This is a genomic window from Pseudomonas salmasensis (assembly GCF_014268375.2).
GTDB lineage: Bacteria > Pseudomonadota > Gammaproteobacteria > Pseudomonadales > Pseudomonadaceae > Aquipseudomonas > Aquipseudomonas salmasensis.
Genome location: NZ_CP077083.1, coordinates 6,151,502 through 6,170,573 on the forward strand (window position 1 = coordinate 6,151,502; position 19,072 = coordinate 6,170,573).

The window sequence follows — 19,072 nt, forward strand, 5'->3', positions numbered from 1 at the left end:
TAACAACAAAAGGGGTCGTTTCATGAGTACACAGAACATCCGCCTGGGCTTGATCGGCGCCGGCCGCATGGGCAGTTTCCATGGCCTTACCGCCGCACGCCACATCCCCGGTGCCTGCCTCGCCGCCATCGCCGATCCGGTTCCAGGCCAGGCCGCTCGCCTGGCAGCAGAACTGGGGGTGGACAAGGCCTACACCGACCCGCAACAGCTGCTGGACGACCCGGACATCGACGGCGTGCTCATCGCCGCCCCTGCCCGTAGCCATGCCGAGCTGGTGATCAAGGCCGCACGTGCCGGCAAGGGCATCTTCTGCGAAAAACCCATGGCGATTACCCTGGATGAAGCCGACCGCGCCATCGCCGCCGCTGCCGATGCACGGGTGCCCTTGCAGGTCGGCTTCAATCGGCGCTTCGCCAGGAGCTTTCGCACAGCGCACCTCGACGTCGTCGCCGGACGTATTGGCACGCCACAGCTGCTACGCTCGCTGACCCGCGACCCGGCGCTGAACAACCCGGCCAACTCACCGCAATGGGTGATCTTCCTCGAAACCCTGATCCACGACTTCGACACCCTGCGCTACCTCAACCCCGGAGCCGAAGTGGTACAGGTGCAGGTGATGGCCGACGCACTGATTGCCCCGCACTTCAAAAGCCAAGGTTTACTCGACACCGCCGTGGTCACCCTGCGCTTTGACAACGGCGCCATTGCCACCGCCGAAGCCAGCTTCCAGGCCGTGTATGGCTACGACGTGCGTGGCGAAGTGTTCGGCAGCAAGGGCATGCTGAGCATGGGCAGCCTTAACGACTGCGACCTGGTGCGCTACCTGGCCGAGGGCATCCAGGCAGACACCCAGCGGATGGACACCGACCTGCTGCGCGACGCCTACATCGCCGAGCTCAACCACTTTGTCGACTGCCTGCGCAGCGGCGCCAAGCCCCTGGCCAGCGGTGAAGATGCGCGTGCAGCCCTGGCAATTGCCCGTGCCTGCATTGAGTCGTACCAAACCGGCAAGGCCGTGGCCGTTCAAGGAGCCCTTTGATGATGCCGTTCAAATTAGCCGTCAGCGCCGAAATGGTGTTCCTCGACCTGCCCTTCATCGAACGGGTCAAACGTATACATGCCCTGGGTTTCAGCGCCGAAATCTGGGGTTGGGCCGATAAGGACATTCAGGCCTTGGCGGCGACCGGTGCGGACTTCACCTCGATGACCGGCTACCTCAGCGGCACCCTCACCGACCCCGACGGCATCCGCCAATTGCTCGACAGCGCCCGTGAGTCCCTGGGCATTGCCGAGCGCCTCAATTGCCCCAGCCTCAACCTGCATGGCACGGGCCTGGGTGAAGGCGGCCTACCCGTGCAGCCCGTCAGCCACACCACCGGGCGTATGTGGCTGAGCGCTTGCAAAAGCCTGGAGAAAATCGCGCGCCTGGGGGAAGACGCCGGCCGCGTGTTCCTGCTGGAAAACCTCAACACCGCCGTCGACCACCCCGGTACACCGTTTGCGCGTGCCGACGACACCCTGGCCCTGATCGAAGCCGTCGGCAGCCCGCATTTGAAGATGAACCTGGACCTGTACCACGCGCAGATTGGCGAAGGTAACCTGATCGAATTGATCCAGCGCGCTGGCAGCGCCATCGGCGAAATCCAGGTCGCTGATGTGCCTGGGCGCAAGGAGCCCGGCACCGGCGAAATTCACTACCCGGCCATTGCCCGGGCCTTGCACGCCATGGGTTACACCGGTGTGGTCGGCCTGGAGGGCTGGGCCAGCGGCGACAGCGAGACGGCCCTGGAGCGTTTCCGCCAGGCATTCACCCTATAACAATAAAAGGAACAGCCTCATGCATCGTTATTCATTACTAGTGGCCGCGCTGTTGTTGATGTTCAGCCAGTGGTCCTTCGCCGCCTATCGCATCGGCGTGAGCATTGCCCGGGTGGACGATAACTTCATGACCTACGTGCGCACCGGCCTGGAAGCGGCAGCCAAACACCAGGACGTGCAGATTCAATTTGAAGACGCCCAGGGCGATGTGGTGCGCCAGCTCAATCAGGTCGAAGGCTTTCTCAACCAGAAGGTCGATGCGGTGATCGTGCTGCCGGTCGACACCGCCGCCACTGCCAACATCACCCGCGCCGCCGTGGCGGCGAAGACGCCGCTGGTGTACGTCAACCGCCACCCGGATGAGCCTACGCTGCCTGAGGGCGTGGTCACGGTGGCCTCCAACGACATCGAAGCGGGGCAATTGCAGATGCGCTACCTCGCACAAAAACTGGGCGGCAAGGGCAATGTGGCGGTCATCATGGGCGACCTTGCACAGAACGCCACCCATGCCCGCACCGAGGGGGTCAAACAGGTGCTCAAGGACTTCCCCGAAATCAAGATCGTCGAGCAGCAAAGTGCCGAATGGCAGCGCAGCAAAGGCATGGACCTGACCAGCAACTGGTTGCTGGCCGGCACCCCGTTCGATGCGATTGTCGCCAACAACGATGAAATGGCGATTGGCGCGGCCATGGCCTTGCAGCAAGCGGGCAAGGCCAAGGGCGAGATTGCGATTGTCGGCATCGACGGCTTGCCCGATGGCCTGGCGGCGATCAAGCGTGGGCTGCTAGCGGGCTCAGTGTTCCAGGACCCCAAGGCCCAGGCCGCCCAGGCCGTGCAAGCGGCGGTGCGGATGATCAAGGGCGAGCAGGTTGAAGCACAGGTGTGGGTGCCATTTGAACTGATCACACCTGAACAGGTGGCGGTGTTTGAGCAGCGCTACAAATAACGCAGCTTTGTAGGAGCGAGCTTGCTCGCGAAGAACGCCCAGACGCCGCGTTCATCCAGGAAACACGCGTTATCGTTGACGTTTTTCGCGAGCAAGCTCGCTCCTACCTAATGCCGCTCGGGCAACTGATCATCGCCCGACACCCGGTTCACCCGCCGCCCACGCTGCACCGCCGGCCGTGCGTCAATCGCATCCGCCCAGCGCTGCACATGCTTGTATTCATGCACCGACAAAAACTCCGCCGCACCATACAAACGGCCTTTGACCAACCCACCGTACCAAGGCCATATCGCGATATCGGCAATGGTGTAGTCATCCCCGGCAATGTATTGGCTGACCGCCAGGCGCTTATCCAGCACATCCAGCTGGCGCTTGGTCTCCATAGCAAAGCGGTTGATCGGGTATTCCATCTTGCTCGGCGCATAGGCATAGAAATGCCCGAAGCCGCCGCCCAGGTAAGGCGCGCTGCCCATCTGCCAGAACAGCCACGACAGGCATTCAGCCCGTGCGGCGGGCTCCGTGGGCAGGAACGCACCGAACTTCTCGGCCAGGTACTGCAAAATCGCGCCTGATTCGAACACGCGAATCGGCGAGGCGCCGCTGTGGTCCATCAGCGCCGGAATCTTCGAGTTCGGGTTCACCGCCACAAAGCCACTGCCGAACTGGTCGCCGTCGCCGATCTTGATCAGCCAGGCGTCGTATTCGGCGCCGGTGTGCCCCAGGGCCAGCAGCTCTTCCAGCAGTATCGTGACTTTCTGCCCATTGGGCGTGGCCAGGGAATACAGTTGCAGCGGGTGCTTGCCCACCGGCAGCGGCTTTTCGTGGGTGGCGCCGGCGATAGGCCGGTTGATACTGGCGAAGGTGCCGCCGCTTTCGGTGTCCCAGGTCCAGACTTTGGCAGGTACGTACTCGGTCATAATCAATGCTCCAGAGGCGCTTGCGATCAACGAAGCGCTCCAGACTAAACCAAAGGTTGATGACTCGTCACGGTGAATGCCACCGCCACCCGCTGCGATCGCATCAACCTTATCGGGCACTGCACAACGCCGTTGCGCAAGCCCAGCCCGTGCCCTTAATCTCTTGAGCCCAACACCCTGTAAGCAATGGAGGCTGCATGAAACTGGTCGGAATGCTGGACTCGCCCTACGTACGCCGCGTCGCTGTTTCCCTGGAGTTATACGGGGTGGACTTTGTGCATGAGCCGTTGTCGGTGTTCAGCACTTACGCTGAATTTGCCCAGATCAACCCGGTGGTCAAGGCCCCTACCCTGGTGCTGGACGACGGGACGGTGCTGATGGATTCGAGCCTGATCCTCGATTACCTGGAAGCGCTGGCGCCGGCTGACAAGAAGCTGCTCCCCCAACAACCGGCGGCACGTGCTCGCGACCTACACATACTCGGGCTGGCGCTCGCGGCCTGTGAGAAAAGCGTGCAGATCGTCTATGAACACAACCTGCGCCCCGCCGAAAAATTGCATGCGCCTTGGCTTGAGCGCGTTACCGGACAATTGCTGGCGGCTTATGCGTTGCTGGACAAGCAACTGGCGGGCGATGAAGCGCTGACCCAGGCCTCCCTCACCGCAGCCGTCGCCTGGTCGTTCAGCCAGTTCACCGTGGCCTCGGTGGTGAAGGCCGAAGCGTTCCCCAACCTCAAGCGCCATGCTGAACGCCTGGAGCAGCACCCGGCGTTCAAGCGTTACCCCATCGAATGAACTCGCGCTAATGTGTAGGAGCGAGCTTGCTCGCGAAAAACTCACAGGCGCCGCGTTCATTCAGAAAGCCCGCGTTATCGTTGACGTTTTTCGCGAGCAAGCTCGCTCCTACAACGGGCCCTGTTGGTGTTGCTATACCCAGCCGCCGTCAACGATAAAGTTCTGCGCCGAGCACATCGCCGAGGCACCCGAGGCCAAAAACAGCGCCATGTTGGCGATGTGTTCCGGCATCACGCTGCCGGGCAGGCACTGGCTGCGGGCGATGAGGTCCTTGGCGGCGTCGTCGACCCACATGGCCAGTTGTTTTTCGGTCATCACCCAACCCGGCACCAAGGTGTTGACGCGGATATGGTTGGGCCCCAGTTCCCGCGCCAGGGCTCGGGTCATGCCGTGGGCGGCGGCCTTGCTGGCGGCGTATACGGGGTAGCCGGCCGAGGCCATCATCCAGCCCACCGAGCCCAGGTTGATGATCGAACCACCACCGGCCTCTTTCATCATGGGCACCACCGCCTTGGCGGCAAAGAAGGCATGCTTGAGGTTGACCGCAATCAGCTGGTCGAACATGTGCGAGTCGATTTCTTCCAGGCTGTGGCGCACATCGTTCGCTGCATTGTTGACCAGTACCGTGATCGGCCCCAGGGAATGCTCGAAGCGCCCGATCGCTGCGCGGTAGCCGATCTCGTCGGTGATATCGCAGCACTCGAACTCGACACGCTGCCCTTTGGAGTTCAGCAGCGCCGCCAGGCGTTCACCCTGGCTCTGTGCACGGTCCACAAACGCCACCTTGGCGCCCTGCGCGGCGAAGGCCCGCACCATGAACTCGCCAATCCCCGAAGCCCCGCCGGAAACCAGCACGGTTTTGTCCTTGAGGTCGGGATAAATCGCTCGCTGGGTAGTCATAACAATCAGTGCTCCGCTTAATTAGTCTTATTTTATTTTGCAAGAACGGCGTTAAAGGCTATAAATCTGCTGTCATATCGACAAAATATCTCAAATTAGTAGAACTATTCCAGCAAAACAACAAAAGGAAGTTCGACCATGAAGCACCCTCGATACCTGCTGTCCGGCCTTGCGCTGTCCATGCTGATCGCCAGCGGCGGCGCACACGCCGCTGGCCTTAGCAGCGAACACAAACCCTTCGGTAAAACCAACGATGGCACCGCCGTCGAACAGTACGTGTTGCGCAACAGCCATGGCATGCAAGCCACGGTGATCACCTACGGCGGCGTGCTGCAGTCGCTAAAAGTGCCAGACAAACACGGCAAGCTCGACGACGTGGTGCTGGGCTTTGATGACGTGCAAGGCTACCAAGGCGGTACCGCGTTTTTCGGCGCGACCATTGGCCGCTTCGGCAACCGCCTGGCCGGCGGCGCCTTCGAACTCGACGGCAAACGCTACCAGGTACCGCTCAACGACGGCCCCAACTCATTGCATGGCGGCGCCCAGGGCTTCGACAAGCAGGTGTGGCAAGCCAAATCGGTCAAGGACAAAGACTCGGTGGGCGTCACCCTCACCTACCTGTCCAAGGACGGAGAAATGGGCTTTCCGGGCAACTTGAAAACCGAGGTCACCTACCGCCTAAACGACAACAACGAACTGCACATCGACTACACCGCCACCACCGACAAACCGACGGTGCTCAATCTCACCAACCACAGCTATTTCAACCTGGCCGGCGCGGGCAACGGCGACATTCTCAAGCAGGTCGCCACCTTGCACGCCAGCCACTACACACCGGTGAATGCCACCTTGATTCCCACCGGTGAATTGGCGCCGGTCAAGGGCACGCCGATGGACTTTCTGAAGCCCACACCTATCGGCCAGCACATCAAAGACGACCATCCGCAGCTCAAATTCGCCGAGCCCAAGCAAGGTGGCTTCGACTTCAACTGGGCGCTGGATACCAAAGGGGACGTCAAGCAACTGGCTGCCGAGGTGCATGATCCTGAATCAGGGCGGCGTTTGCAGCTCTACACCACAGAGCCCGGCGTACAGTTTTATACCAGCAACTTTCTGGACGGTTCGGTGAAGGGCAAAGGCGGCAAAACCTATCAGCATTGGAGTGGGTTTACCTTGGAGACCCAGCATTTTCCGGATGCGCCTAACCAGCCAAGCTTTGCCTCGACTCGTTTGAATCCTGGGCAGACTTACACCCAGAGCACCCTCTTCAAATTCACCGCTGATTAAAACTGTAGGAGCGAGCTTGCTCGCGAAAAACTCACAGGCACCGCGACTGTTCAGGAAACACGCGTTATCGTTGACGTTTTTCGCGAGCAAGCTCGCTCCTACATTGTTCTGATGGCCTGGGTTCAGCGTTGTTTCATGCGGTCGATGACCACGGCCAACAGCAGGATCGAACCACGAATCACATATTGATAAAAGGTATCGATGTTCTTCAGGTTCATCGCATTCTCGATGATCGCCAGAATCAACACCCCGGCAATCACATGGCGGATCATCCCGATGCCGCCGCTCAGCGACACCCCACCCAGCACACAGGCCGAGATCACCGTCAGCTCGAAACCCTGGCCGATCATCGGCTGGCCGGAGGTCATGCGTGAAGCCAGGATTACTCCCGCCAGCGCGCCAATCAGGCCATGCACGGCAAAGATCAGGATCTTGGTGCGGTCAACGTTCACGCCCGCCAGCAGCGCCGCTTCCGGGTTGCCGCCGATGGCCATGGTGTTGCGCCCGTAGGTGGTGTAGTTGAGCAGCCAGCCAAAGAACAGGAAGCAGACAATGGTGATCAGGATCGGCACCGGTACACCAAACAATTGGCCGTTGCCGAACACAAAGAATTGCTCCTGGGACACGCCCACCGCTTTGCCGTCGGCAAAGATATAAGCCAGGCCGCGCACGATCTGCATGGTCGCCAGCGTGGTGATCAAGGCGTTGACCCGCAGCTTGGCGATCACGATGCCATTGATCAGCCCCACCATCAGGCCCATCAGCAGCGCTGCGCCAATGCCCAGCATCACGCTGTCGGTATCGCGCATCACAATCGCCGCAACCACCCCGGCGCAGGCGATCACCGAGCCTACCGACAGGTCGAAGTGCCCCGACGCCAGGCAGAACAACATGGTGCACGCGGCAATACCGACGGTGGAAATCGCCAGGCCCAGGCCGCGCATGTTGAGCGGTGAGAGGAAGTTATCGATCAGCAAGGCACACAGCACAAAGATGCCCACGGCTGCCATCAACATCGCCCAGTTGTCGAGCAATGCGCGCATGTCCAGAGGTTTGCGTGCCGAGGGCAGCGCGTTGTTTTGAATAGTCATGGTCGTCTCTCAGTTCGCCAGGCCGCGTGGCAAGGCCAGCTGCAGCAGGTTGGATTCAGTCGCGTGCTCGCGCTGTTGTTCGCCGCGCAAGGCGCCTTCGCACAGCACCAGGATGCGGTCGGAGATGCCCATCACTTCCATCAGGTCGCTGGACACCACGATCACCGCAATGCCGCTGGCCGCCAGGTTATGGATGATCTGGTAGATCTCTGACTTGGCGCCGATGTCGATACCCCGGGTGGGTTCGTCCAGCAGCAGTACCTTCATGGGCATCGACAGCCAGCGGCCAAGGATGGCTTTCTGTTGGTTGCCGCCGGACAGGTACATGATCTTCTGCGCCGCGTTCGGCGTTTTGACCCGCATCGCCTGGATCTGGCGGTCGGCGTTGCCTTTCTCCCAACCTTCGCGCAACAGCCAGCCGAAGGTGGAATGGGCGCCACGGGCGCTGATGTTGATGTTTTCCGCGACGCTGCCCAGCGGGATGATGCCCTCTTTCTTGCGATCCTCCGGACACAGCAATACCCCGGCGGCGATGGCGTCGCGGGGTGAGCGCAGTTGCAGCGCTTGCCCGCACAGTTCCAGGCTGCCGGCACTGGCGCGCTCTAACCCGCTGAGCAGGCGAAACAGCTCGGTACGCCCCGCGCCCACCAGCCCGAACAGGCCCAGGATCTCGCCCTTGCGCACCTGGAAACTGATCGGCTCACGCAGGCCCGGGCCGAGCAAGCCGTCCACCTTGAGCGCCACTTCGCCCTGCTCACGCGGTCGGTAATCGTAGATGTCCTGGATATCGCGACCGACCATGCAAGTCACCAGTTGATCGTGGGTCAGCGTGCTCATGTCCTCGAACGTGCGCACATAGCGACCGTCCTTGAACACCGTCACCGCGTCGCAAATACGGAACACCTCTTCCATACGGTGCGACACATAGAGCACCACTTTGCCCTCGTCGCGCAGGCGCGCGATGATCGCCATCAAGCGGTCGATTTCCCGCGCCGATAAACTGCTGGTGGGTTCATCAAAGGCAATCACGTTGGCGCCACGAGACAGCGCCTTGGCGATTTCCACCAGCTGACGCTGGCCCAGGGACAGGCGCCCGAGTTTCTCGTCGGGGTCGATTTCATCGGCCAGGCCCTTGAGGCAGGCCAGGGCCTGCTTGCGCAGCAGGCTCCGGTTGACCACGCCAAAGCGCGTGGGCAAATGCCCGAGAAAGAGGTTCTCGGCCACGCTCATTTCCGGCACCAGGTGCAGCTCTTGGTGAATCACCGCCACACCGCTGGCGATGCTGTCGGCGGCGCATTTGAAGGCCATGGTTTGCGCGCCGATCTGCACCGTACCGCTGGACGGAATGTAGGCGCCGCCGAGGATTTTCAGCAGGGTCGATTTGCCCGCGCCGTTTTCGCCCATCAGCGCGTGCACCTGCCCCGGGTGGGCGGTGAAGCAAATGCCATCCAGCGCCTTGACCCCGGGAAAGGTCTTGCCGATGCCGTCAAACCGCAGGGCCGCAGCGGTCATTTCCACAGCCCGATCTTGGTCAGTTCCGCCTGGAAGTTTTCACGGGTGATCAGCGTCACTTCGTCCATGGCCGTGTATTTCGGCGGCTCGGTGCCCTGGGTGACCCACTCGTACATCATCTCGGCGGTTTTGTAGCCTTCAATGTGCGGGCTGGGCAGCATCGAGCCGAAAAAGCCGCTATTGGCTTTCTTCAATTCGCCGATGGCGTCGGTGCCATTGATGCCGATACCGATCACATTGGCTGCGGCGAAACCGGCACTTTCGGTGGCGCGCACGCCGCCGAGCACGGTGTTGTCGTTCATGCCGCCGATGATCAGGTTTTTCGCGCTACCTGGCAGTTTGACCAGCGCCGAGTTGGTGGCGTCCATGCTGCCTGGGACGTCGAGGGTTTTCAGTGGGGCGGTGAGGATGTGATCTTTAGGAATGCCAGCCTCTTCCAGCGACTTGATCGAGCCATCGGTGCGTTTCTTGCCGGTGTCGAGTTCGTTAAAGGTGTTGATCACCGCGTAGGTGTCCTTCCAGTCCCAACCGCGTTTTTTCGCTTCAGCGGCCATGGCGGCGCCCTGCTTCTGGCCCACCTCAAATGCGGCCATGCCCAGGTACGGCACGTCTTCCATAAAGTTGCCCTTGGCATCGACAAAGCGATCATCCACGGCCATCACTTTCAAGCCGTTGGCCTTGGCCTTGGCGACAATGGCCGGGCCCAGGGACACGTCCGGCGGGCAGATCACAAACCCCTTGGCGCCGTTGGCGGCCAGGCTGTCGATGGCCGAGAGGGTTTTCTCGCCATCCGGCACCGCGATCTTAATGAGTTTGAAGCCTTTGTCCTGGGCGGCTTTTTCCGCAAACGCCCACTCCGTCTGGAACCAGGGCTCTTCGGCCTGCTTGACCAAAAAACCGATCTTCACTTCTTCAGCGGCCAGCAACAGGCCGCTCAAGCTCATGGCCGAGACCGCCACAGCGGCGCAGCACAGGGAACGCAAACCACGACGACGATTCATACGGGTGACTCCTTGTTGTTGTTTTAGGTAGAACGTTGTAGGAGCGAGCTTGCTCGCGAAAAACCCGAGGGCGACGCGTTCATTCAGCATGAACGCGTTATCGTTGACGTTTTTCGCGGGCAAGCCCGCTCCTACAGGTTATCCGGCGAAGCGGTGACAGGGTTTTCCGGGAACATCCATTTCAATCGCCAGTACCGCACCATCCAACGGATGCCCCAAGGGACTCGCAGCACTGGTGATATACAACGTGGTGAGCTCAGGCCCACCGAATACGCAACTGGTGGGACGACTGACCGGCAGTTCGATGATGCGATCCACCGCACCTGAGGGCGTTAGCCGCAGCAGGCAACTGCCGTCCCAGCGCGCATTCCAGATAAAGCCCTCGGCGTCCATGGCCGAGCCATCCGGCCCGCCGCGTGTGTGCGGCCCGAACCAGGCCTGGGCGGCACCGAGTTGGCCGTCAGCCTGGATCGAATGCTGATAGAGCGTGCCGTCCATGCTGTCGCCAAAGTGCACCTGACTGCCCTCCTCGTTCCAGAGCAAGGTGTTGGGAATGCCCAGGCCCGCCAGCAACGGCGTGACCCGCGCATCCGCATCGACGCGAAACAAGCCACCGGAACGCCGGGTAATCGGCAGGTCTTCACCCTGCTCGCCAATGTTGTTCTGCATGGTGCCCAACCACAGCCGGCCCTGGGCATCGCAGCGTGCTTCATTGCCACGGTTGCCCGCTTTCGGGTCGGCCACGCACAACAGCGTCAAGACTTCGGTGGCCAGGTCCAGGCGATACACGCCGCTGCTCAAGGTCACCAGCGCATCGCCGCGTTCACAGGGGATGAACGCCGAGACGTGCTCGGGCAACTGCCACACCTGCAACTGCCCGCCCATCAGGCGCAGCGCCTGGCGGGCGGCGATATCCACCCAATACAGCGCCTGGGTAGGTGCATCCCAGAACGGCCCTTCGCCCAACTGGGCACGGTGCGGGGTGACTGCGCTCAACGACATGAAGCCTCCTGATCAGTTACAGCGATTCGCGCGATGGCGTGCCATTTACCAGGCGCTGAATACGCAAGGGGTTGGCATTTTTCAACGCGTCGGGCAGCAGGCTATCAGGGTAGTTCTGGAAGCACACCGGGCGCAGGAAGCGGTCGATGGCCAAGGTGCCGACCGAGGTGCCACGCGCATCCGAAGTTGCCGGGTACGGCCCGCCGTGAACCATGGAATCGCACACCTCCACGCCAGTGGGGTAACCGTTGAGCAGGATGCGCCCGACTTTCTGTTCCAGCAGCGGCGTGAGTTCGGCGAACTGTTGCAGGTCGGCCGGTTCGCCGATAAGCGTGGCGGTCAATTGCCCGTGCAGCCCCTGCAAGGCGGCGCTGAGTTGGGCCTGGTCGGCCACTTCGACGAACACCGTGGTGGGGCCGAACACTTCCTCTTGCAGCACTTCGTCACCGTCAATCAACAGACGTACGTCCGCCTTGAACAGTTGCGGTTGCGCCTGGTTGCCCGATTGCGCGCTGCCCGCCAGATGCTCGATGCCCGGGTGAGACAGGAGTTTTTCCAGGCCCTTGTCGTAGCTGCCCAGGGTGCCGGCATTAAGCATGGTCTGTGGCGGTTGCTCGCCGATCAATTGCGCGACCTGTTGCGTGAACGCGGTGAACCCAGGCGAAGCGATACCGATCACCAGGCCTGGGTTGGTGCAGAACTGGCCGCAGCCTTGCACCACCGAGGCGGTCAGGTCGCGGGCGATGCTTTCGGCGCGGGCGTGCAGCGCCTGGGGCAACACGATCACTGGGTTGATGCTCGACATCTCGGCAAACACCGGGATCGGTTGCGGGCGCGCCGCGGCCATGTCGCACAGGGCGCGGCCGCCTTTAAGTGAGCCGGTAAAGCCCACCGCCTGGATCGCCGGGTGCTTGACCAGCGCCTCACCGACGCCGCCGCCAAAGATCATATTGAACACGCCGGCCGGCATTTCAGTGGCCTCGGCGGCACGAATGATTGCATCGGCCACGCGCTCGGCGGTCGCCATGTGCCCGCTGTGGGCCTTGAACACCACCGGGCAACCGGCGGCCAGCGCGGCGGCGGTGTCGCCGCCAGCCGTGGAAAACGCCAGGGGGAAGTTGCTGGCGCCGAACACCGCCACCGGGCCGAGGCCGATGCGGTATTGGCGCAGGTCTGGGCGCGGCAGCGGCTGGCGCTCTGGCAGGGCCTTGTCAATACGCGCCCCGTAGAAGTCACCACGGCGCAGCACGGTGGCGAACAAACGCATCTGGCCGCTGGTGCGCCCGCGTTCGCCTTTGATGCGTGCGGCCGGCAAGGCGGTTTCGCGGCAGACCAGTTCGACGAAGTCATCGCCCAAGGCGTCCAGCTCATCGGCCACTGCATCCAGAAACTGTGCACGCCGTGCGGCGCTCAGGGCGCGATAGGCCGGGTAAGCCTGGGCTGCGGCCTGGGCAGCGGCATCCACTTCCTGAGCGGTGGCCTGGTAGAAATCCTGGGGCAAGGCTTCGCCGGTGGTGGCGTCGATGCTTTGCAGCTTGATGCTGCCGTTGGCGCTGCGCTGGCCGCCGATGTAGTTGTGGCCGAGGAACGGGGTCATGTTGATCTCCTTAAAGGGGGGTGACTTGGCCGGGTTCAAATACCGCATCGCTGCTGCCGATACCGTTAACCAGCGGCGCGCCGAACTCAGCCTGGCTGATCTCGAACACATCGCCCGGCTGGGTACGTATACCGTCGGCGAATGACAAGGTGGCGGTGCCAAAGAAGTGAATGTGCACATCGCCCGGCTTGAGGAACTGGCTGTATTTGAAGTGGTGATATTCGAGATTTTCCAGGCTGTGGCACATATTGGCCTCGCCACTGAGGAATTCGTTCTGCCAGATGACTGCGCCGTTGCGCAGGATGCGGCTGGTGCCCGCCAAGTGCTGGGGCAGCTCGCCCACGCGCAGCTCCGGGCCATAGCTGCAACTGCGCAGCTTGGAATGAGCCAGGTACAGGTAGTTCTTGCGCTCCATCACATGGTCGGAGAACTCGTTGCCCACCGCAAAGCCCAGGCGATAGGGTTTACGGTCATGCCCGATCACGTAGAGGCCACCGATTTCCGGTTCTTCACCGGCATCTTCGGCAAACGGCGGCACCGGGAAGGCCTGGCCCGGGCGCACGACGATGCTGCCATCGCCTTTGTAGAACCACTCCGGTTGCACACCGGCCTGGCCAGCGCCTGGTTTGCCGCCCTCCACGCCCCATTTGAAGATGCGCATGGTGTCGGTCATCGCACTGTCGTCGCCGGCCTGCTGGTGCATCTTGTCGCGGGCCGAGGCACTGCCCAGGTGAGTAAGGCCGGTGCCGCTGATCAGCATGTGGGCAGGGTCCGGGTGGTCCAGCGGCGGCAAAATTTTATGGTCCGCCAACAAGACGGCGTAGTCATGGCTGGCGCCCAGGCCGAGGGCTTCTACCTGTTGCTGCAACTTGCCGCCGGCTTCGATGGCGGCCAGCGCCAGTTCACGCACGCTGTGGGCGCCGCGCACTTCGCGTACCTGGTTGCCTTCTACCACGCCGACGCGGCGCTCACCGTTGCTCAACTCGAACTGAACTAAACGCATGCGGGTTCTCCTGGATTTAAGTGCGTGTGGCGCCGCGGGCGCTGGCGGCGAATTGGTCGACGGGCAGTAAGTGCTTGCGCTCCAACAAGCGGTAGACCACAAGGGTCAGCAGCAGCCCGAACACCATCACACCGGATAAGAAATACAAGCCTGAAGCCAGGTTGCCGGTGTACTCCTTGAGCGCACCGATCACGAACGGGCCGATATAGCCGCCGAGGTTGCCCACCGAGTTGATCAAGGCAATACCGGCCGCCGCGCTGGCGCCGGCAAAGAAGCGACCGGGCAAGGTCCAGAACACGGCGGTGCAGGAAAACATCGCAAACGCCGCCAGGCACAGCGCGGCCATTTGCAGCACTGGCACGGTAAGCCAGGCGCTGCAGAACAGGCCGATGGCGCCCAGTACATAGAGCACGGCGAGATGGCCGTAACGGTCATTCAAGCGGTCGGAACTGCGCGGGATGATCAACAAGCCGATGATGCCGAAGATATAGGGCACGGCGGAGATGAAGCCGGTGGTGAGGTCGCTGCCGCCAAACTGCTTGATCAGGGTGGGCAGCCACAGGCCGAGGCCGTAGATGCTCAGGGTCACCGGCAGGTAGAACAGCGCCAGCAGCAACACGCGCTTGTCCTTGAGCGCATGCAAGGGGTTGCCGTGGCGCGTCTGGCCGTAGGCTTGCAGGTCTTTGTGCAACTCGCCAGTGAGCCAGGCTTTTTCTTCCTCGCTCATCCAGTTGACCTTTTGGGGGCCGTCCGGCAGGTAACGCAGCACCGGCCAGGTGAGCAGGATCGCCGGGGTGCCGATCACGATAAACAGCCACTGCCAGCCATGCAGGCCGAGGATGCCGTCCATGCCAAGCAAACCGCCGGACACTGGGCCGGTGATCATCATTGCAATCGGTTGGGAGAGGATGAACAGCCCGAGGATCTTGCCGCGATGGCGCACCGGGAACCATTGGGTGATGTAGTACAGCACGCCGGGAAAGAACCCCGCCTCCGCCGCGCCCAGCAAAAAGCGCATCACATAGAAGCTGTGTGGCCCCTGCACGAACGCCATGCCGATGGTGATGGCGCCCCAGGTGATCATGATGCGCGCAAACCAGCGCCGCGCGCCGAAGCGGTCGAGCATCAGGTTGCTGGGAATCTCGAACAGGAAATAGCCAATGAAAAACAACCCGGCACCCAGGCCATAGGCGGCGTCGCCGATGCCCACGTCAGCGCCCATGTGCAACTTGGCGAAGCCCACGGCGGAACGGTCCACGTAGGCGATCAGGTACAGCAGGATCAGGAAGGGAATCAGTTTCAGCGTGATGCGCCGAATAAGCCGCAGTTCCTGGCTCATGGGGTCGATCTCCGATTGTTGTTTTTATAGAAGCTCGGGGGACGCCTCTCGCGAAAATCCGCCAGGGTCATACCTCAGTTGAGAAAGACTATATAGTAGGACTATTTACAAAACAACACTTCCAAAGCATCGATTTTGCGCTTATGTTTAAGCACGCATAGAACATATAGTCATACAATAAGAGAATCGATCATGCCTGACAAAAAGCCCGGCCTACGCTCTGCCCAGTGGTTCGGTACCGCCGACAAGAACGGTTTCATGTACCGCAGTTGGATGAAGAACCAAGGCATTGCCGACCATCAGTTCCATGGCAAGCCGATCATCGGCATCTGCAACACCTGGTCGGAGCTGACGCCGTGCAACGCGCACTTCCGCCAGATCGCCGAGCACGTCAAGCGTGGCGTGATCGAGGCCGGTGGCTTCCCGGTGGAGTTCCCGGTGTTTTCCAACGGCGAATCCAACCTGCGCCCTACCGCCATGCTCACTCGCAACCTGGCGAGCATGGATGTGGAAGAAGCGATTCGCGGTAATCCGATTGATGGCGTGGTACTGCTCACCGGCTGCGACAAGACCACCCCGGCGCTGCTGATGGGCGCGGCCAGTTGTGACGTGCCGGCCATCGTGGTCACCGGCGGGCCGATGCTCAACGGCAAGCACAAGGGCCAGGACATCGGCTCGGGAACGGTGGTGTGGCAGCTCAGCGAACAGGTCAAGGCCGGCACCATCACCTTGGATGACTTCCTCGCGGCCGAGGGTGGCATGTCGCGTTCGGCGGGTACTTGCAACACCATGGGCACCGCTTCCACCATGGCGTGCATGGCCGAGGCGCTGGGCACTTCCCTGCCCCACAACGCGGCGATTCCGGCCGTAGATGCGCGCCGCTATGTACTGGCGCACATGTCGGGCATGCGCGCCGTGGAGATGGTGCGTGAAGACTTGAAGCTGTCGAAGATCCTCACCAAGGAGGCATTTGAAAACGCTATCCGCGTGAACGCGGCCATCGGCGGCTCGACCAACGCGGTCATTCACTTGAAAGCCATCGCCGGGCGCATCGGCGTCGAACTCGACCTGGATGACTGGACTCGCATCGGCCGTGGCATGCCGACCATCGTCGACCTGCAACCTTCCGGGCGCTTTCTGATGGAAGAGTTCTACTACGCCGGCGGCCTGCCCGCCGTGCTGCGCCGCCTGGGTGAAGCCAACCTTATTCCGCACCCCAACGCCTTGACGGTCAACGGCAAGTCCCTGGGCGAGAACACCCAGGATTCGCCGATCTACGGCCAGGACGAAGTGATCCGCACCCTGGACAACCCGATCCGCGCCGACGGCGGCATCTGCGTGCTGCGTGGCAACCTCGCGCCCCTGGGCGCGGTGCTCAAACCTTCGGCCGCGAGCCCCGAACTGATGCAGCACCGTGGCCGCGCCGTGGTGTTCGAGAACTTCGACATGTATAAGGCACGCATCAACGACCCGGAGCTGGACGTGGATGCCAACTCGATCCTGGTCATGAAAAACTGCGGCCCCAAGGGTTACCCCGGCATGGCCGAAGTCGGCAACATGGGTTTGCCCGCCAAGCTGCTGGCCCAGGGCGTGACAGACATGGTGCGCATTTCCGATGCGCGCATGAGCGGCACTGCCTACGGCACCGTGGTGTTGCACGTGGCACCGGAAGCCGCTGCTGGCGGGCCGTTGGCGACTGTGAAGGAAGGTGACTGGATCGAACTCGACTGCGCCAATGGCCGCCTGCACCTGGACATTCCCGACGCCGAACTGGCCGCACGCATGGCCGACCTGCCGCCCGCGCAGAACCTCATTGTCGGCGGTTATCGCCAGCTGTACATCGACCATGTGCTGCAGGCCGACCAAGGCTGTGACTTTGACTTCCTGGTAGGCTGTCGCGGGGCAGAAGTCCCACGGCATTCCCACTAATTGGGATGCTATGATGCGGCGAATCTAAGCCAGAGCCTCCCCGTCGTTATGGATCACCAGCCGCCCAAGCCGCGCAAGAGCCAGCATGCCCAGATCGTTCAGGACTTGGGCATGCACATCGTTTCCGGTCGCTTCAAGCCCGAGGAACGGTTGCCCATGGAAGCCACGCTGTGCGAGGAATACCAGGTCAGCCGCTCGGTATTGCGCGAAGCCACGCGGGTGCTCAGCGCCAAGGGCCTGGTGTATTCCAAGCCACGGGTGGGCGCGGTGGTACGGCCACGCTTGAAATGGCACCTGCTCGACCCGGACGTGCTGTCCTGGTTGATGCAGTCCACGCCCCACAGCGAGTTCTTCAACACCCTGGCCGGGGTGCGCCGCATCCTTGAACCGGAGATCGCCGCCATGGCCGCGACCACCGCCACCGATGAAGACATCGCCACCATCGAACACGCCTACCAGGGCATGGAAACCGCCAAGACCCACGAGGAGCTGCTTCAGGCCGACCTGGACTTCCACCGTGCGATTGCCGACGCCACCCGCAACGACCTGCTGGCCTATATGTGCAACATGCTCTCATTGCCGTTGCGCGAGTCGATCAACATCACCAACCGCCGCCCGGACATCCAGGGCCTGAGTTTGCCTCGGCACAAGGCGATCCTCACGGCGATCCAGAACCGCGATGCCCTGGGTGCGCGGCATGCGTCGCTGGTGCAACTGGATGACACGCGAGTGGCGCTGGACACGGTGATGAATGTGTTGACGCCGCTGTAAACCCGCGTCATTCCTGATTGTTAGTGTTGGCCCTGGGGCAGGTGTTATCGCCCTCTTTTTTCAGCGCCAGGACGGCCTGGCGCTCGGACAGCAAGTGGGTGATGGCGCCGCCGATCGCCGCGGAAATCAACGCCAACGCCTCTTTAGGCAGATTGATCGCCGCCCATGTCAACCCACCAATCAGCAGAATGACAAACAGGATATTGAAACGTGACACGCCGAGTTTTATCGAGCGGACGATATCGGACGTGTCCTGCATTTTTTCGAAGCGTTTTAGGTCTTCGAACTTGCGCACCGATTCCAGGGTTTCCAGGTAATGGGTTTCGGCCCGCTTGAGTTTCTTGATCACATCGGCTTCGAGCATGATCTCTTCTATCTCGATCCTGACCAGGCTGATATTGGCGCCTGGACGGCCGAGAATTTCCGAACTCAACGAACCCTCGGCCAGCTCGGCCAGCAGATAGGTGTAGGAGGTTTCGCTGATGTCCTTGGCATATTTTTGCAAGGCTGAGGTGTAGCACTTGGTGGCGTATCGGGTGAACAGACGCTCGGCGTCGTTAGTCTTTTTGATCAGTTCTTCAACTTCGTCGATCAGTTCCCGTTCCATTTTTAATATCCCTATTAAGCGTGGCTTCGAAAAGCAATGAGCGCCGACTGCTGCACTGGCACGTTAGGGGCAAACATCCCTCGATCAAGGGCCAGTGTCTACTGTCAAACCTGACAGGTGAATAGGAGGCAGGGCACTGTGGCGAGGGAGCTGGCTCGCCTGCGATAACCCTAGGTATCTACACAACTTCTTCGGTTGCAGCAGTCAACCCCCCGGTAACCACGATGCGAAGCGAGCCGCTCTTGATCTGCTTTTGATCTTGATCTCAGGCGCCCCGTCAAACCACGCTGGCCGGAATTCGACAGGGATTTGGGGGGTAAACCGGCAGGGATGCCGGTTTAGCCGCCCCGCGCCATGGATGGCGCGTGGCGGCGGCCCCCCAAATCACTGGCGGATTACGGGCACACCGAGCCTAGGCGAGGTGCCGAGTGGTGGGGCAAGAGCGTTTTGCTTACTTTTGCGCTTTTCAAAAGTGAGCCGCCGTCAGGGCGGAACCCTAGGTGGCCGTTACCGCAGCAATGGATATGTACCCAATCCAACTGTGTTGACTGCCAGCCC

At 61.5% G+C, this 19,072-nt stretch carries 17 protein-coding genes; 7 read left to right on the plus strand and 10 right to left on the minus strand.

What is annotated here, in order from left to right; translation table 11 throughout:
• Positions 1-22 precede the first annotated feature (22 nt).
• The 3 genes from HU731_RS27635 to HU731_RS27645 are packed head-to-tail and all read left to right on the plus strand — an operon-like array spanning position 23 to position 2,764.
• Positions 23-1,039 carry a Gfo/Idh/MocA family oxidoreductase gene (locus HU731_RS27635; protein WP_186608231.1) on the plus strand — a complete coding sequence of 339 codons (1,017 nt, stop codon included), beginning with the start codon at positions 23-25 and terminating at the stop codon, positions 1,037-1,039.
• Positions 1,039-1,818, plus strand: coding sequence for a TIM barrel protein (locus HU731_RS27640; RefSeq protein WP_032892286.1), 780 nt, complete (start codon positions 1,039-1,041; stop codon positions 1,816-1,818). Before HU731_RS27635 ends, HU731_RS27640 begins: the two co-directional genes overlap by 1 nt.
• A 19-nt stretch (positions 1,819-1,837) precedes the next feature.
• On the plus strand, positions 1,838-2,764 hold the full coding sequence (locus HU731_RS27645; protein WP_186608230.1) for a sugar ABC transporter substrate-binding protein: 927 nt from the start codon (positions 1,838-1,840) through the stop codon (positions 2,762-2,764).
• A 107-nt stretch (positions 2,765-2,871) separates the two neighbouring features.
• Here the strand turns inward: HU731_RS27645 and yghU are convergent, their stop codons facing one another.
• The gene (yghU, locus tag HU731_RS27650; protein WP_186608229.1) at positions 2,872-3,681 is read right to left on the minus strand and encodes a glutathione-dependent disulfide-bond oxidoreductase; all 810 of its coding nucleotides are present in this window, start codon (positions 3,679-3,681) and stop codon (positions 2,872-2,874) included.
• Between the two features lie 197 nt (positions 3,682-3,878).
• On the opposite strand from yghU, the gene HU731_RS27655 reads away from it, so the two are divergent.
• The gene (locus tag HU731_RS27655) at positions 3,879-4,475 is read left to right on the plus strand and encodes a glutathione S-transferase family protein (RefSeq protein ID WP_186608228.1); all 597 of its coding nucleotides are present in this window, start codon (positions 3,879-3,881) and stop codon (positions 4,473-4,475) included.
• Positions 4,476-4,607: 132 nt separating this feature from the next.
• Here the strand turns inward: HU731_RS27655 and HU731_RS27660 are convergent, their stop codons facing one another.
• Positions 4,608-5,375 carry an SDR family NAD(P)-dependent oxidoreductase gene (locus tag HU731_RS27660; protein ID WP_186608227.1) on the minus strand — a complete coding sequence of 256 codons (768 nt, stop codon included), beginning with the start codon at positions 5,373-5,375 and terminating at the stop codon, positions 4,608-4,610.
• A gap of 138 nt (positions 5,376-5,513) precedes the next feature.
• On the opposite strand from HU731_RS27660, the gene HU731_RS27665 reads away from it, so the two are divergent.
• A complete protein-coding gene (locus tag HU731_RS27665) occupies positions 5,514-6,662 on the plus strand; it encodes an aldose epimerase family protein (protein WP_186608226.1) in 1,149 nt (382 codons plus the stop codon).
• Positions 6,663-6,784: 122 nt separating this feature from the next.
• Here the strand turns inward: HU731_RS27665 and araH are convergent, their stop codons facing one another.
• From araH to HU731_RS27700, 7 genes are all read right to left on the minus strand, one after another.
• The gene (gene araH / locus HU731_RS27670) at positions 6,785-7,753 is read right to left on the minus strand and encodes an L-arabinose ABC transporter permease AraH (protein ID WP_186608225.1); all 969 of its coding nucleotides are present in this window, start codon (positions 7,751-7,753) and stop codon (positions 6,785-6,787) included.
• Positions 7,754-7,762: 9 nt separating this feature from the next.
• A complete protein-coding gene (gene araG, locus HU731_RS27675; RefSeq protein WP_217894826.1) occupies positions 7,763-9,265 on the minus strand; it encodes an L-arabinose ABC transporter ATP-binding protein AraG in 1,503 nt (500 codons plus the stop codon).
• Entirely contained in the window at positions 9,262-10,266 is a 1,005-nt protein-coding gene (locus HU731_RS27680; RefSeq protein WP_056784200.1) for a substrate-binding domain-containing protein, read from the minus strand. The genes araG and HU731_RS27680 overlap by 4 nt, the downstream gene beginning before the upstream one ends.
• A gap of 138 nt (positions 10,267-10,404) precedes the next feature.
• A complete protein-coding gene (locus HU731_RS27685; RefSeq protein ID WP_186609568.1) occupies positions 10,405-11,268 on the minus strand; it encodes an SMP-30/gluconolactonase/LRE family protein in 864 nt (287 codons plus the stop codon).
• Between the two features lie 16 nt (positions 11,269-11,284).
• A complete protein-coding gene (locus HU731_RS27690) occupies positions 11,285-12,865 on the minus strand; it encodes an aldehyde dehydrogenase (NADP(+)) (RefSeq protein WP_186609570.1) in 1,581 nt (526 codons plus the stop codon).
• A 10-nt stretch (positions 12,866-12,875) separates the two neighbouring features.
• Entirely contained in the window at positions 12,876-13,868 is a 993-nt protein-coding gene (gene araD1 / locus HU731_RS27695; RefSeq protein WP_186609572.1) for an AraD1 family protein, read from the minus strand.
• Positions 13,869-13,884: 16 nt separating this feature from the next.
• Positions 13,885-15,207: an MFS transporter gene (locus HU731_RS27700; protein WP_186609574.1), complete on the minus strand. Its 1,323-nt coding sequence runs from the start codon at positions 15,205-15,207 to the stop codon at positions 13,885-13,887.
• A gap of 192 nt (positions 15,208-15,399) precedes the next feature.
• Here HU731_RS27700 and HU731_RS27705 point away from each other — a divergent pair, with 192 nt between their 5' ends.
• Together HU731_RS27705 and HU731_RS27710 are read left to right on the plus strand one after the other, a co-directional pair.
• On the plus strand, positions 15,400-17,136 hold the full coding sequence (locus HU731_RS27705; RefSeq protein WP_019817288.1) for an IlvD/Edd family dehydratase: 1,737 nt from the start codon (positions 15,400-15,402) through the stop codon (positions 17,134-17,136).
• 48 nt (positions 17,137-17,184) lie between these two features.
• Positions 17,185-17,907, plus strand: coding sequence for a FadR/GntR family transcriptional regulator (locus tag HU731_RS27710; RefSeq protein WP_003190551.1), 723 nt, complete (start codon positions 17,185-17,187; stop codon positions 17,905-17,907).
• 7 nt (positions 17,908-17,914) lie between these two features.
• Here HU731_RS27710 and HU731_RS27715 read toward each other — a convergent pair whose 3' ends face one another.
• A complete protein-coding gene (locus HU731_RS27715; protein ID WP_186609576.1) occupies positions 17,915-18,514 on the minus strand; it encodes a hypothetical protein in 600 nt (199 codons plus the stop codon).
• Positions 18,515-19,072: the final 558 nt, after the last annotated feature.